Origin of the sequence: Streptomyces incarnatus, from assembly GCF_001027185.1 — a bacterium.
GTDB classification, from domain to species: domain Bacteria; phylum Actinomycetota; class Actinomycetes; order Streptomycetales; family Streptomycetaceae; genus Streptomyces; species Streptomyces puniciscabiei.
In genome coordinates this window covers 4,767,895-4,782,155 of sequence record NZ_CP011497.1, presented here as the reverse complement: position 1 = coordinate 4,782,155, position 14,261 = coordinate 4,767,895, and the positions used below count along the sequence as shown (strand labels likewise).

General features: G+C 72.5%; 12 protein-coding genes and 1 pseudogene. All 13 read right to left on the bottom strand.

From position 1 onward, the window contains the following. Positions 1–5: 5 nt before the first annotated feature. Entirely contained in the window at positions 6–1,052 is a 1,047-nt protein-coding gene (locus tag ABB07_RS21550; protein ID WP_208900232.1) for an isopenicillin N synthase family dioxygenase, read from the bottom strand. Between the two features lie 300 nt (positions 1,053–1,352). Next, complete coding sequence (locus ABB07_RS21545) at positions 1,353–1,973, bottom strand: TetR/AcrR family transcriptional regulator (protein WP_208900231.1); 621 nt, start codon at positions 1,971–1,973, stop codon at positions 1,353–1,355. A gap of 4 nt (positions 1,974–1,977) precedes the next feature. Continuing rightward, complete coding sequence (locus tag ABB07_RS21540; protein ID WP_208900230.1) at positions 1,978–2,712, bottom strand: enoyl-CoA hydratase family protein; 735 nt, start codon at positions 2,710–2,712, stop codon at positions 1,978–1,980. A gap of 31 nt (positions 2,713–2,743) precedes the next feature. Then, positions 2,744–3,191: pseudogene (locus tag ABB07_RS21535) on the bottom strand (AMP-binding protein); the annotation flags it as partial. Between the two features lie 23 nt (positions 3,192–3,214). Next, on the bottom strand, positions 3,215–4,375 hold the full coding sequence (locus tag ABB07_RS21530; RefSeq protein ID WP_208900229.1) for an acyl-CoA dehydrogenase family protein: 1,161 nt from the start codon (positions 4,373–4,375) through the stop codon (positions 3,215–3,217). Positions 4,376–4,382: 7 nt separating this feature from the next. Further along, on the bottom strand, positions 4,383–6,236 hold the full coding sequence (locus tag ABB07_RS21525; protein ID WP_244189460.1) for an acetyl/propionyl/methylcrotonyl-CoA carboxylase subunit alpha: 1,854 nt from the start codon (positions 6,234–6,236) through the stop codon (positions 4,383–4,385). Between the two features lie 26 nt (positions 6,237–6,262). Continuing rightward, a complete protein-coding gene (locus ABB07_RS21520; RefSeq protein WP_208900227.1) occupies positions 6,263–7,861 on the bottom strand; it encodes an acyl-CoA carboxylase subunit beta in 1,599 nt (532 codons plus the stop codon). Continuing rightward, on the bottom strand, positions 7,858–9,534 hold the full coding sequence (locus tag ABB07_RS21515; protein WP_208900226.1) for an acyclic terpene utilization AtuA family protein: 1,677 nt from the start codon (positions 9,532–9,534) through the stop codon (positions 7,858–7,860). Before ABB07_RS21515 ends, ABB07_RS21520 begins: the two co-directional genes overlap by 4 nt. Then, positions 9,531–10,325: a TIGR03084 family metal-binding protein gene (locus tag ABB07_RS21510; protein WP_208900225.1), complete on the bottom strand. Its 795-nt coding sequence runs from the start codon at positions 10,323–10,325 to the stop codon at positions 9,531–9,533. The genes ABB07_RS21515 and ABB07_RS21510 overlap by 4 nt, the downstream gene beginning before the upstream one ends. 86 nt (positions 10,326–10,411) lie before the next feature. Further along, positions 10,412–10,762, bottom strand: a complete 351-nt coding sequence (locus ABB07_RS21505; protein ID WP_208900224.1) for a hypothetical protein — start codon at positions 10,760–10,762, stop codon at positions 10,412–10,414. A 162-nt stretch (positions 10,763–10,924) separates the two neighbouring features. Further along, positions 10,925–11,857, bottom strand: a complete 933-nt coding sequence (locus ABB07_RS21500) for an EamA family transporter (protein ID WP_208900223.1) — start codon at positions 11,855–11,857, stop codon at positions 10,925–10,927. 112 nt (positions 11,858–11,969) lie between these two features. Then, a complete protein-coding gene (locus ABB07_RS21495) occupies positions 11,970–14,030 on the bottom strand; it encodes an ABC transporter ATP-binding protein (RefSeq protein ID WP_208900222.1) in 2,061 nt (686 codons plus the stop codon). A 98-nt stretch (positions 14,031–14,128) separates the two neighbouring features. After that, the gene (locus tag ABB07_RS41565; protein WP_279617396.1) at positions 14,129–14,260 is read right to left on the bottom strand and encodes a hypothetical protein; all 132 of its coding nucleotides are present in this window, start codon (positions 14,258–14,260) and stop codon (positions 14,129–14,131) included. Between the last annotated feature and the right edge of the window lies 1 nt (position 14,261).

Sequence of the window (14,261 nt, the reverse complement as noted above, 5' to 3'; positions counted from 1 at the left end):
GATTCTCACGCTGCAGTCAGCAAACCCGCATGGTGCCGCTCCGCCACCAGCGGATGTGCCCTGAGCTTGCCCTTCAGTTCGTTGTAGCCGTACTCGGCGTGCAGGGGGTTCGCCGGGTCGGTCGTGATGCCGGGGGCCTCGGAGGCGTGCGGGAAGGGCAGGGGCTCGACCCTGGCGTCCAGGCGGGGGTTGTAGAAGAACGGGACGGAGAAGCGTTCGGTGGCTCCGGGCGGGCTGACCACGCGGTGGTTGGTGGCGAGGAGGTAGCCGTTGGTGGCGACCTCGAGGAGTTCACCGAGGTTGACGACGAAGGCGCCCTCGATGGGCGGGACGTCGTGGAAGAGGCCGTCCTCGCGCTGGACCTGGAGTCCGCCGACGGTGTCCTGGAGGAGCAGGGTCAGGAAGCCGTAGTCCTTGTGGGCGCCGACGCCCTGGTCGGTGCCGTCGCCCGCGCTGCCGGGGTAGCGGACGAGTTTGAGGTGCGGGTGGGCGTGGCTGCCGAAGATCGGGTCGTAGAAGTCGGCGGGGGCGCCGATGGCGGCGAGGAGCTCGTGCAGGAGGCGGTCGGCCACCGCGCTGAGCTTGTCGATCCAGGCCAGGGCGGCCGTGCGCAGTCCGGGGAGGGCGGTGGGCCACTGGTTGGGGCCCTGGAGCCACCAGTACGGGGGTTCGCCGGGGGCGGGGGCGCGGGCGGGGCGTTCGGCGCCTATGTCGAGCTGGTCGCGCCAGTCGCGGGCGCCGGCGGTGCGTTCGTCGCCGGTGCGGGTGTAGCCGCGGAAGTGCGGCGAGTTGATGTTGTCCAGGGCGAGGCGGTCGGCTTCGGGGAGGGCGAAGAAGGCGCGCATGGCGGTGAGCAGCGCGTCGGTCTCGGCCTGGGTCACGCCGTGGCCGACGAGCTGGAAGAAGCCGACGTCGTGGGCGGCGCTGTGCAGCTGGGCGTGGAGGAGGGCGCGGGCCTGGGGGCCGTGGTCGGCGGCCGAGAGGTCGATGATGGGGAGCTGGTCGTACGACGGAGTCGTCGTGGGGTGCGTCGATGCGGTGTGCGTCGTCATGGTGCGTCCACGGGGTGTGTGGGCCATGGGCAGGCCGCCGCGGGTGTGGGCGGCGTCGCCCCGGATGCCGTAAGAAGATGCCGTAAGAAGGCGGGAGAAAAGAGGCTGAATCAGGCCGAAGGCCGACAGCCCATGCTCGTGACGCGCACGTAGTCCACGTGGCGGCGGCGGACGAGCATCGGAGGCATGGGCGCAAGGGTACTGCCCCGTGCCGGATCCGGGTGTGGTCCGGTTCACTGGTCAGGGCTTGCCGCACACGCGAGTGCGGAGGTCCTCGGTGCCGCCGGCACTGACAGCGGCTCAGTCCAGGGCCTTGTCCAGCAGGTCGGCCCACTGGGTGACGACGCGGGTGCGGCGGGCGGTGTCGTCGGTGAGGAGGTTGGCGAGGCCGAGGCCGCGGGCCATGTCGAGGAGGCCCTGGACGGTTTCGCGGACGCCGGGGCGGGCCTCGTCGGCGCCGAGGAGGTCGACGGCGATCCGGTGGGTCTCGCGGCCGACGCGGGCTTCCAGCTCGGTCACGCGGGTGCGCAGCTGGTCCTCGTTGGAGGCGGCGACCCACAGGTGCAGGGCGGCGCGGAAGAGGGGGCCGGTGTAGAGGTCGACGAGGGCGGCGACGACGGCGTGGCGGTCGGCGGGGCCGGCCGGGAAGAGTGCGCGCAGGGCGGTGGAGCGTTCTTCGGCGACGTATTCGACGGCGGCGGTGAAGAGGTCCTCGCGGGTCGGGAAGTGGTGCTGGGCGGCGCCGCGGGAGACTCCGGCGCGTTCGGCGACGACGGCGACGGTGGAGCCTGCCCAGCCGTGTTCGGCCAGGCAGGCCACGGCGGCCTCCAGGAGCCGCTGCCGGGTGGCGCGGCTGCGGTCCTGTTTGGGCGCCCGGTCACGTTCCCTGGTCGCGCGGTCGCTTTCCGCCGTCGTGCTCATCCGGTCACACCACCCATGCCGCGTCCCGTCTTTCCAGGAAGGCCGTCATCCCCTCCTGGGCCTGGGCGGAGGAGAACAGCCGGGCCGAGAGCGCGGTCAGGTCCGCCGCGTCCCGGTCGAATGTTTCCAGCACCCTAGCCGTGAGCAGCTGTTTCGTCTCGGCCAGGCCCTGGGGTGAGGAGCGGCGCAGGCCGTCGAGGATCGGGGCGAGGGCGTGGTCCACGTCGTCGCCGGTGACGGTGAGGAGCCCGACGCGTACGGCTTCTCGGGCGTCGAAGCGTTCGCCGGTGAGGAAGTAGCGGGCGAGGGCGCGGGGGTCGGCGCGGGGGATCACGGGGAGGGAGATCACGGCGGGGGCGACGCCGATGCGGACCTCGGTGAAGGCGAAGGTTGCCTCGGTGGAGGCGGCGGTGATGTCGCAGGCGGCGAGGAGGCCGAGGCCGCCGGCGCGGACGTGGCCGGTGACGCGGGCGACGACGGGTTTGCGCAGTTCGAGGATCTGGCGGAGCAGGCCGGTGAGCGCGTCGGGGTGCGGCGGGTCGCGCAGGTCGGCGCCGGCGCAGAAGGTGGAGCCGGTGTGGGTGAGGACGACGGCGCGTACGTCGGGGTCCTTGCCGCAGTCGGTGAGGGCGCCGGCGAGTTCGGAGACGAGGGCCGCGGAGAGGGCGTTGCGGGTGGCGGCGGCGTCGAGGCTGAGGGTTTCGACGGCACGGGCTCGTGTACGGCTGATCAGTGTCACGGCAGCTCCCTCAGTTCGCGGCGCAGGATCTTTGCCGGTGGGTGAGCATCACGCCCTTGGGGATGCCGGTGATGCCGGAGGAGTACGGCAGCGCGGCGGGGCGTCTGCAGCAGGGGTGAGACGGCGACGGTCCAGCGCGCGCCGCTGTCGGTGAGCTGTTTCGCGAACTCCTCGGGCGTGGCGGGCGGGTGTGCGGTGGTGACGGTGGCGCCCGCGGGCGTGGCGGCGTAGAAGGCGGTGGGGAAGGCGATGGTGTGGGGGCTGTGCAGGGCGAGGACGTCGCCCTTGCCGACGGCGGCGTCGGCGAGTCCGGCGGCGACGCGCCGGTGGAACCGGTCCACCTGCTCGTACGTGCGCGTGGTGCCGTCCGTGCCGTCGATCAGGGCGGGGCGCTCGCCGTGTGCGGTGGCGTGGCCCAGGACGGCCTCGTGGATGGGGAGGCTCACGGGCGGGACGTCTGCGTACTCGCTGCGGAACACGGTTCCTCCTCGCACACGTGCGGTCAGTACGACTTGGGCAGACCGAGGGTCTGGTGGGAGACGTAGTTGAGGATCATCTCCCGGCTCACCGGGGCGATACGGGACACGCGTGCGGCCGTTATCAGTGAGGCGAGGCCGAACTCGCGGGTGAGGCCGTTGCCGCCGAGGGTGTGCACGGCCTGGTCGACGGCCTTCACGCAGGCTTCGCCGGCCGCGTACTTGGCCATGTTGGCGGCCTCGCCCGCGCCGGTGTCGTCGCCGGTGTCGTAGAGGTGGGCCGCCTTCTGCATCATCAGCCGGGCCAGTTCCAGGTCGATGTGCGCCTGCGCCAGGGGGTGGGCGATGGCCTGGTGGGCGCCGATCGGGGACTTCCAGACGGTGCGGTCGCGGGCGTACTCGACGGCCTTGGCGAGGGCGTGGCGGCCCATCCCGATGGCGAACGCGGCGGTCATGATCCGCTCGGGGTTCAGTCCGGCGAACAGTTGCAGCAGACCGGCGTCCTCGTCGCCGACGAGGGCTTCGGCGGGCAGTCGTACGTCATCCAGGACCAGCTCGAACTGCTTCTCCGCGGCGCTCAGTTCCATGTCGATGGGGCGCCGGGAGAAGCCTTCGGCGTCGCGCGGGACGATGAAGAGGCAGGGTTTGAGGGAGCCGGTGCGGGCGTCGTGGGTGCGGCCGACGATGAGGGTGGCGTCGGCCTGGTCCACGCCGGACACGAACACCTTGCGCCCGGTCAGGAGCCAGTCGGTGCCGTCCCGGCGGGCGGTGGTGGTGATGCGGTGGGAGTTGGAGCCGGCGTCGGGTTCGGTGATGCCGAAGGCCATGAGGCGGGTGCCGTCGGCGATGCCGGGGAGCCAGGCGCGTTTCTGGTCCTCGGTGCCGAAGCGGGAGATCACGGTGCCGCAGATGGCCGGGGAGACGACAAGCATCAGCAGGGGGCACCCCGCCGCTCCCAGTTCCTCCAGCACGATGGAGAGTTCGGTGACGCCGCCGCCTCCGCCTCCGTACTCCTCGGGGAGGTTGACGCCGAGGTATCCGAGTTTGCCGGCCTCGGACCAGAGTTCGGTGGGGTGGCGGCCCTCGGCGATGGTGCGGGTGAGGTAGTCGCGGCCGTAGCGGTTGCCGAGGGCGGACACTGCGGAGCGGAGGGCTTTGTGCTCTTCGGTTTCGATGACGGGAGACATACGGCTCCTAAGAAGAGGTTTCCTGCACTACGGCGAGCAACGTTCCTGGTTCCACCTGCTGACCGGTCTCCGCGTGCAGAGCGCTCAGCACGCCGGTGACCGGTGACGAGATCTGGTGCTGCATCTTCATCGCCTCCACCCATATGAGGCCCTGGCCGGCCTGAACCGTTGCCCCTTCCGTCAGGCCGTCGGCGATGCGGACGACCGTGCCCGGCATCGGCGCGAGCAGGGAGCCGGGGGCGAGCTGGGCGGTGGGGTCGGGGAAGCGGGGCAGGGCGGTGAGGCGGGTGGAGTTGACGTGGACCTCGTCGCCGTACGCCGCCACCGTGAACCGGCGCTCCACGCCGTCCACTTCGAGGACGACCAGGTGCGGCCCGGCCCGCACGACCCGCACCCCGTCGGCCGCGAGGCCCTCCCGGGTGTGCCGGTAGCGGACCTCGTGCTCCTCCCCCGCCATCGCGTACCGCTTGACCTGTGCTTGCGAGGGCAGGTTGCGCCAGCCGCCGAAGCGGGAGCGGCCGTGGGCGTCGGCGAGAGCGGCGGCCAGGGGGGCGTACGGGTCGGGCGTGGGCTCGGTCAGGGCGGCGAGGTGGCGGTCGTAGAAGCCCGTGTCCATGCGGGCCGCCGCGAACTCCTCGTGGCGCAGGGAGCGGACCAGCAGGTCGCGGTTGGTGACCGGGCCGTGGATCTCCGCGCGGTCCAGTGCGCCCGCGAGCCGGCGGATCGCCTCCGTGCGGGTGGGTGCGTGGGCGACGACCTTGGCGAGCATCGGGTCGTAGTGGACGCCGATGGTGTCGCCGTCGGTGTAGCCGGTGTCCAGGCGTACGCCGGACGGTACGGCGAGGTGGTGCAGGGTGCCGGTCTGCGGGGCCCAGTCGTGGGCGGGGTCCTCGGCGTACAGGCGGGCCTCGATCGCGTGGCCACGCGCGCGTGGCGGGTCCGCTGCGAGGGCGTGGCCCTCGGCGATCCGGATCTGTTCCGCCACGAGGTCGACGCCGAAGGCCTCCTCGGTCACCGGGTGTTCGACCTGGAGGCGGGTGTTCATCTCCAGGAAGTGGGCGCGGCCGTCGGCGACCAGGAACTCGACGGTTCCGGCGCCGACGTAGGCGACGGCGCTCGCGGCCTGTACGGCCAGGGCGTACAGGTCCTCGGTGAGCTGCTCGGAGAGGCCGGGTGCCGGGGCTTCCTCGATGACCTTCTGGTGGCGGCGCTGGAGGGAGCAGTCGCGGGTGCCGAGGGGCCGGACGGTGCCGTGGGTGTCGGCGAGGATCTGCACCTCGACGTGGCGGCCGTGTTCCAGGTAGGGCTCGACGAAGACCTCGCCGTCGCCGAAGGCGCTCGCGGCCTCGGCGCGCGCGCCCTCCAGTGCGGCGCTCAGCTCCTCCAGGCGGCGTACGATCCGCATGCCGCGCCCTCCGCCGCCGGCGGCCGCCTTCACCAGCACCGGCAGGTCGGCCTCGGTGACGTCGGCCGCGTCGAGGGGCGCGATGCCCATCAGGTCCTTCGCGCGGGTCTTGGACGCCATCGCCTCGATGGCCTCCGGGGGCGGCCCGATCCACACCAGTCCGGCGTCGAGGACGGCACGCGCGAAGTCGGCGTTCTCGGAGAGGAAGCCGTAGCCGGGGTGCACGGCGTCCGCGCCGGCGGCGAGCGCCGCCTTCACGACCAGGTCGCCGCGCAGATACGTCTCGGCGGGGGCCGCGCCCGGCAGCCGTACCGCCGTGTCGGCCACGCGCGCGTGGAGCGCGTTCTCGTCCGCGTCCGAGTGCACGGCGACCGTCCGGATTCCCAACTCACGGCAGGTGCGGAAGATCCGGCAGGCGATCTCGCCCCGGTTGGCCACGAGCAGTGTCGAAATCACGGAACCCCTCATATCCGTCATCACCGTCACATCCGGAAGACGCCGAAGCCGCCGCGCGCGCCCTCGAAGGGGGCGGTGTGGAGGGCGGACAGGCACAGGCCGAGGACGGTACGGGTGTCGCGCGGGTCGATGACCCCGTCGTCGTACAGCCGCCCGGACAGGAACATCGGCAGCGACTCGGCCTCGATCTGCTGCTCCACCATGGCGCGCAGGGCGGCGTCCGCGTCCTCGTCGTACGGCTGCCCCTTCGCCGCCGCCGACTGCCGGGCGACGATCGACAGCACCCCGGCGAGCTGCTGCGGGCCCATCACGGCGGACTTGGCGCTGGGCCAGGCGAACAGGAAGCGCGGGTCGTACGCCCGCCCGCACATGCCGTAGTGCCCGGCGCCGTACGACGCCCCCATGAGCACGGACAGGTGCGGGACCCGGCTGTTGCTGACCGCGTTGATCATCATCGAGCCGTGCTTGATGATCCCGCCCTGCTCGTACTCCCTGCCGACCATGTAGCCGGTGGTGTTGTGCAGGAAGAGCAGCGGGATGTCGCGCTGGTTGGCGAGCTGGATGAACTGGGCGGCCTTCTGCGATTCGGCGCTGAAGAGCACGCCCTGGGCGTTGGCCAGGATGCCCACCGGGTAGCCGTGCAGGGCGGCCCAGCCGGTCACCAGGCTGGTCCCGTACAGCGGCTTGAACTCGTCGAAGTCGGAGGCGTCGACGATCCGGGCGATGACCTCGCGCGGGTCGAAGGGGGTCTTCAGGTCGCCGGGGACGATGCCCAGCAGCTCCTCCGGGTCGTACTTCGGCGGCTCGGCGGGGCCGGGATCCGGGTACGCCTTGCGGTGGTTGAGGCGGGCTACCACGCGGCGGGCCTGCCGCAGCGCGTCGGGTTCGTCGACGGCGAAGTGGTCGGCGAGGCCCGACACGCGCGCGTGCATGTCGGCGCCGCCCAGGGACTCGTCGTCGCTCTCCTCGCCGGTCGCCATCTTCACCAGCGGCGGGCCGCCGAGGAACACCTTGGCCCGCTCCTTGACCATGATCACGTGGTCGGACATGCCGGGGATGTAGGCGCCGCCGGCGGTGGAGTTGCCGAAGACGACCGCGATGGTCGGGATGCCGGCGGCGGAGAGCCGGGTGAGGTCACGGAAGATGGCGCCGCCCGGGATGAAGATCTCCTTCTGGGACGGCAGGTCGGCGCCGCCGGACTCCACCAGGGAGATGCACGGCAGCCGGTTGGCGAGCGCGATGTCGTTCGCCCGCAGGGCCTTCTTCAGGCTCCACGGGTTGCTCGCGCCGCCGCGCACGGTCGGGTCGTTGGCGGTGATCAGGCACTCCACGCCCTCGACCACGCCGATGCCGGTGACCAGCGAGGCGCCGACGGTGTAGTCGCTGCCCCAGGCGGCGAGCGGGGACAGCTCCAGGAAGGGCGTGTCCGGGTCGAGGAGCAGCTCGATCCGCTCCCGTGCGAGCAGCTTGCCGCGCTCGCGGTGCCGTTGCACGTACTTCTCACCGCCGCCCGCGAGCGCCTTGGCGTGCTCGGCGTCGAGTTCGGCGAGCCTGGCGAGCATGGCCTCCCGGTTGGCCCGGTGGTCGGGGCTCGCGGTGTCGAGGGAGGTGTGCAGAACCGTCACAGCAGAACCTCCGGGATGTCCAGGTGGCGGGAGCGCAGCCATTCGCCGAGGGCCTTGGCCTGCGGGTCGAAGCGGGCCTGCGCAGCGCCGCCCGCGCCGAGGATGCCCTCGACGACGAAGTTGACCGCGCGGAGGTTCGGCAGCAGGTGCCGGGTGACGGGCAGGTCCCGGCTCTCGGGGATCAGCTGCCGAAACCTTTCGGCGGTCAGCGCGTGCGCGAGCCACCGCCAGGCCTCCTCGGTACGGGCCCACACGCCGACGTTGGCGTTCCCGCCCTTGTCCCCGCTGCGGGCCCCGGCGACCAGGCCGAGGGGTGCGCGGCGCGTCGGACCGGGCGGGAGCGGGTCGGGGAGGGCCGGCTCCGATACGGCCTCCAGCGGCCGGGTTTCCTGGGGTGGCGGCACAGCGACTCGCCGTCCGTCATGGAGGACCGCCATATGGTTCACGGCACCATGGGGCACGGCCACATCCTCGAAGACCCCATAGGGCGAGCCCTTCCCCGGTGGGGACAGCACATGGAACCCCGGGTAGCTGGCCAGCGCCAGCTCCACGGCGGCCCCGCTCAGCGCCCGCCCGACGACCCGCTCGTCCGCGTCCCGTACGACCAGCCGCAGCAGGGCGCTCGCGGTCTCCTCGGTGTCGGCGTCGGCCCGGTCGGTGCGGACCAGCTCCCAGCGGACCTCGGCGGGCGGCGACTTGGCGAGCGCGCCGGAGAGCTGCTCCCGCACGAGGGCGGCCTTGGCCTCGATGTCGAGTCCGGTGAGGACGAAGACGACCTCGTTGCGGAAGCCGCCGAGCCGGTTCAGCCCGGCTTTCAGGGTCGGCGGCGGCGCCTCGCCCCGCACCCCCTCGATCCGCACCCGGTCCGGCCCGTCCTGGCTCAGCCGTACGGTGTCCAGCCGGGCGGTGACATCGGGCCCGGCGTACCGGCCGCCGCCGGTCTCGTACAGCAGTTGCGCGGTGACCGTGCCGACGTCGACCAGGCCGCCGGTGCCGGGGTGCTTGGTGATGACGCTGCTGCCGTCGGGGTGGATCTCGGCGAGCGGAAAACCGGGCCGGCGTACGTCCCCCTCCTGGAAGAACGCGTAGTTCCCGCCGGTGGCCTGTGTCCCGCACTCCAGCACATGCCCGGCGACGACGGCGCCCGCCAGCCGGTCGTGGTCCGTGCGTCCCCACCCGAAGTGGGCGGCGGCGGGCCCGGTGACGAGGGCCGCGTCGGTCACCCGCCCGGTGACGACGACGTCCGCACCGGCCCGCAGGCACTCGGCGATTCCGAAGCCGCCGAGGTAGGCGTGGGCGGCGAGGGTGCCCGGGTGGGAGGCGGTGAGGTCGTCGCCCTCGACGTGGGCGACGCGCACCGGGATGCCGAGCCGGTCGGCCAACTCCCGCACGGCGGTGGCCAGTCCGGCGGGATTGAGCCCCCCGGCGTTGGTGACGATCTTCACCCCGCGCTCATGGGCGAGGCCGAGGCAGTCCTCCAGCTGGCGCGGGAAGGTGCGGGCGTAACCGGCGCGGGGATCTTTCAGCCGGTCGCGGGCGAGGATCAGCATGGTGAGTTCGGCGAGGTAGTCGCCGGTGAGGACGTCGATCTCGCCGCCGGTGAGCATTTCGCGCAGGGCGTCGGAACGGTCGCCGTAGAAGCCGGAGAAGTTGCCGATGCGCAGCACGGTCATGCCGGGGCCCCCTTCGGCGGGCGGCCGCCGCCGGGCGGGCCCGCGAAGGCCTGTGCGATGTCCAGCCAGCGGTCGGCGTCCGGGCCGACGGCGGTCAGGGCGAGGTCGGACCGGTGGGCGCGCTGGGTGACGAGGAGGCAGAAGTCGAGGGCGGGGCCGGTGACGCGCTGGGGGGCGCCTTCGGGGCCGTACGCCCACACCTCGCCGTCCGCCGCGGTCAGTTCCACGCGGAACTCCTCCACCGGAGGGGTGAGCCCGTGGACGGTGTGGGCGAAGTCCCGGGTACGGACCCCGAGCCGCGCCACATGCCTGAGCCGGTCGGTGGGTGGGCGCACCACACCCAGGGCGTCGGCGATGTCCAGCCCGTGGGCCCAGGTCTCCATAAGACGGGCCGTGGCCATTGAGGCCGCGGACATGGGCGGGCCGTACCAGGGGAAACGGGCGCCGGGTGGTGCGGTGCGCAGGGCCCGGTCGAGGGCGTCCCGCCCGGTGCGCCAGGTCCGCAGCAGCTCGCCGGGCGGGAGCCGGGCGCCGTCCTCCGCGCCCTCGTCCACGAAGGAGTCCGGGGCGGCGAGCGCCTTCTCGACCAGCGCGTGGAAGGCGTCGGCATCGGTGACGGCCAGCAGGGCCGAGCGGTCGGTCCAGGCGAGGTGGGCGATCTGGTGGGCGAGCGTCCAGCCGGGCGCGGGAGTGGCGAGCCTCCACTGCTGAGGCGACAACTCGGCCACGAGTCGGTCCAGTTCGTCGCTCTCGGCACGCAGGTCGTCGATGACGGGCGTCGGGTCGGCCATGGGGGGAGCATGGCAGCGGCACCGAAAACAATCAAGCGTGCTTGCATGAATTGGTCAGACCCGGGTCCCGGACGGCCTTCTTCCGGTCACTGACTGATCAGCCGGATGGGGTGGTGCGGGTCGGCCGGGCATACGGCGATGACCAGGCGGCCCCGCCCCGGCGAAACCTCCGTGGGGCCCCAGGCCCGCCCGGCATCCGCGGTCGGCCGGTCCTCGTAGGGGATCCAGCTCGTCGTGCCGGCGTCCCACTCGCTGGACGCGGCGGTGAGGAGCGGGGAGAGTTCCGTGCCGCAGCTGGGGCAGTTCAGGGCCGTCGGGCCGGTGAGGTTCCAGGCGATGTGGCCGCCGACCTTCCAGCCGGGGGCGGTGGACAGATCGGAGACGTACCCGTCACCCTCGTCGTCCGGTCCCGCCCACTCGGCGATCCGGTCCTGCAAGGAGAGGTCAAGGTCCTCGAACCAGGGCAGCTCGGTGATCTCCTCGGGGTGCAGGGCACAGGGGGCCGGGACGAGTTCGGTGCGGCCGACGACCTCGGGTACGGGCTGCTCGGCCAGGACCGCGCCGACGTCCTGGGAGGCCTTGGCGCACAGACCGGCCGCTCAAGCCTCCGGCGCCGGATCCGGCCTTGGCGTACCCCGCCCCACCTGGGTGCGCACCGCGCCGATGCTCGCCGCGATGACCAACGCGATGGCGGCGGCCTCCGCGGCGGACAGGGACTGGCCGAGGATCAGGAAGCCGGCCGTGGCCGCGATCGCCGGTTCCAGGCTCATCAGGATCGCGAAGGTGGAGGCGGGCAGGCGGCGCAGGGCCAGGAGTTCGAGGGTGTAGGGGAGGACCGAGGAGAGCAGGGCGACCGCCGAGCCGAGGGCGATGGTGAGGGGGTCCAGGAGGCGGGGGCCCGCCGAGGCGATGCCGATCGGGAGGAAGAGGACGGCCGCTATGGCCATGGCCAGGGCCAGGCCGTCCGCCTGGGGGAAGCGGCGGCCCGTACGGGCGCTGAAGAGGATGTAGACCGCCCACATGGCTCCGGCGCCCAGGGCGAATCCGACACCTGTGGGGTCGAGGCTGCCGAAGCCTCCGCCGCTCAGCAGGAAGACGCCGAGCAGGGCCAGGGCCGCCCACAGCGCGTTGATCGCGCGGCGGGAGGCCAGGACCGACAGGGCCAGGGGGCCCAGGACCTCCAGGGTGACCGCCGGGCCCAGCGGGATGCGGGCGACGGCCTCGTAGAAGAGGCCGTTCATCGCGCCCATGGCGATGCCGAAGGCGATCACCGTGCCCCAGTCGGCGCGGGAGTGGCCGCGCAGCCGGGGGCGGCAGACCAGGAGGAGGACGATCGCCGCGGCGAGGAGGCGGAGGGTGACCACGCCCGGCGCGCCGGCGCGCGGCATCAGGGTCACCGCCAGGGCCCCGCCGAACTGGACCGAGATACCGCCGGCCAGCACCAGGCCCACGGGGCCGAGCGAACCGAGGCGGCGCTGCCGTCCGAGGGGGGTGACCGAGGTCGGCGCTGCGGTGCTGGAGGTGGCGGTCACGGGCGGTCCTGTGCTTGATCGGGTTCGTTCAGCTCGGTGTACTACTGAGTCCAGGGTAATGGACTTCGACAGGTGCGTGAACCCTTTAAGGAACTGTCCCGGATGCCGGAAGTCAGATCTCCGGCCAGGCCTCCTCGTCACGGAAGAGGGGGCGGCCGTCGGGGAGGGTGGTGGGGACGGGGGCGGCGTAGGCGTCAGAGGCGTGTGGGCCAGGGACGTATGGGTCATGGGCGTACGGGTCAGGGACGTGCAGGTCAGGGACGTGCGGGCCAGGCACGTACGGGCCATGCGCGTGGGAGCCATGCGCGTAGGGGCCCTGTCCGTACGGCTGCTGGTACGCCGGTGCGGGGTCGTGCACCGGCACCGGGGCCTGCTCCTCCTCCCACAGCGGCATGCGCAGCTCGCCGGTGTCCATCGCCGCGTTGTTCTGCGAGCGGTGCAGCCGCCAGTAGGGGCCGCCCCGGGCGAGGAGTTCGTCGTGGCGGCCCGTCTCCACGATCCGGCCGCGGTCGACCACGAGGATGCGGTCGGCGTCGGGGGCGAGGTTGAGGTCGTGGGTGATCATGATCGTCGTACGGCCGGTCATCAGGCGGCGCAGGGGTTTGACGACGCGGCGGGCGGCCAGCGCGTCCAGGCCCGTCGTCGGCTCGTCCAGGACCAGGACGGGGGCGTCGCGCAGGATGGCGCGGGCGATGGCCAGGCGCTGCAGCTGGCCGCCGGACAGCCGGGCCGAGTTGGGGTCGACCCGGGTGTCGTAGCCCTCGGGGAGACGGACGATGAAGTCGTGGGCGTCGGCCGCCTTCGCCGCCTCCTCGATGGCCTGGTCGCTGGCGCCGGGCCGGCCGCAGGCGATGTTGGCGCGGACCGTGTCGTGCAGCACGAGGGTCTCCTGGGGCAGCAGCGTCACATACGCACGGAGACGGGCCAGGGGGAGGTCCCGCAGGGGGACGCCGTCCAGGAGGACGTCTCCGGAGTCCGGGTCGTAGAAGCGCAGCAGAAGCTTGGAGACGGTGGACTTGCCGGCGCCGCTCGGGCCGGTGACGATCACCAGCTCGCCGGGGCTGACCGCGAAGGAGAGGTCTTCGAGGGCGCTCTTCTCGGCGCCCGGGTAGCGGAAGGAAACGTTCCGGAGCTCCACGGTGCCGTCCGGGCGGCCGGTCTCGGCGGGCCGTCCCGGGTCGCCGACCGACGGTCCGACGTCCAGGATCTCGATGAGCCGCTCGGCACCCGCTGTGGCGGCGGTGACGGTGAGGCCCAGCTGGGCGAGGCCGCGCACCGGCGGGTAGAGGTAGCCGAGGAAGGCGGCGAAGGCGAGGAGCTGACCGAGGGTCATGCGGCCGGTGGAGATCTCCCAGGCGCCGATGCCGATCACCGCGAGCACGCACACCGTCTCGATGACCTGGACGAGCTGTTCGTAGGCCTCGTTCAGCCGGGTGGAGCGGACCGAGGCGCGGAACCAGGCGTTCGCCTCCTCGCGCAGCCGGCGGCACTCGGCGTCCCGGCGGTCGTAGGCCTGGGTGAGCACGATGTTGCCGAGGGACTCCTCCACCACGGAGGTGATCGCGCCGTCGGCGACCCGGCCCGCGCGGGAGACGTCCTTGAGGGAACCGGAGAAGCGGCGTGCGGCCAGCCAGAACAGGGGCGCGAGGACGAAGGTCGCGGCGGCCAGGTCCCAGCGCAGCCAGAACGCGGCGGCCGCGTAGAAGAGGGCGGAGAAGGCGGCCGAGGCGGCGCCGACCAGGCCGGACACGACCATCGTCTCGATCGCCTCGACGTCGCTGGTCAGCCGGGAGAGCAGATCGCCCTGGCGGTGGCGCTGGAAGAAGTGCGGCGGCAGCTGCTGGACGTGGTCGAAGACGTGCTCACGCAGCCGCATCACGAACCGTTCGGTCACCCAGGCGGCGACGGAGTTGCCCGCATAGGCGACGACGGCGCCGGCCACCGCGACCGCCAGCCACTGGGCCGCCGGGCTCCAGAACGCGGCCAGTGAACCCTTCTCCAGGGCGTGGTCGGTGAGGTCGCTGAACAGCAGGATGGCCTCGGTCTCGGCGAGCGCGGCGAGGACCGTGCACAGCCAGACCAGCAGCAGCCACTTTCTCAGCCCCTTGGTCAGCGGCCAGAAACGGCGGAACGCCGTCCGGGCGGGAATGGCGGGGGTTTCTTCCTCATCCATTGGATTCCCCTTTCCGGTAACTTGCCGATCAGCTTCCCGAAGGGAAAACAAAAAGGGGCCGACGGTGCACCATCGGCCCCTTCCGGTTCAGCCTTGGATTACTGGTCCCGGCCGGGCAGCGGCTTGGGCAGCGGCTTCGGCGCGTGCTTCTTCTTGGGCTTCGGCGGGGGCGGCGGCGGGAGCTGCTTCTTCGGCTTCGGGGGCAGCGGGGCGAGCTTCTTGAGGCTCATT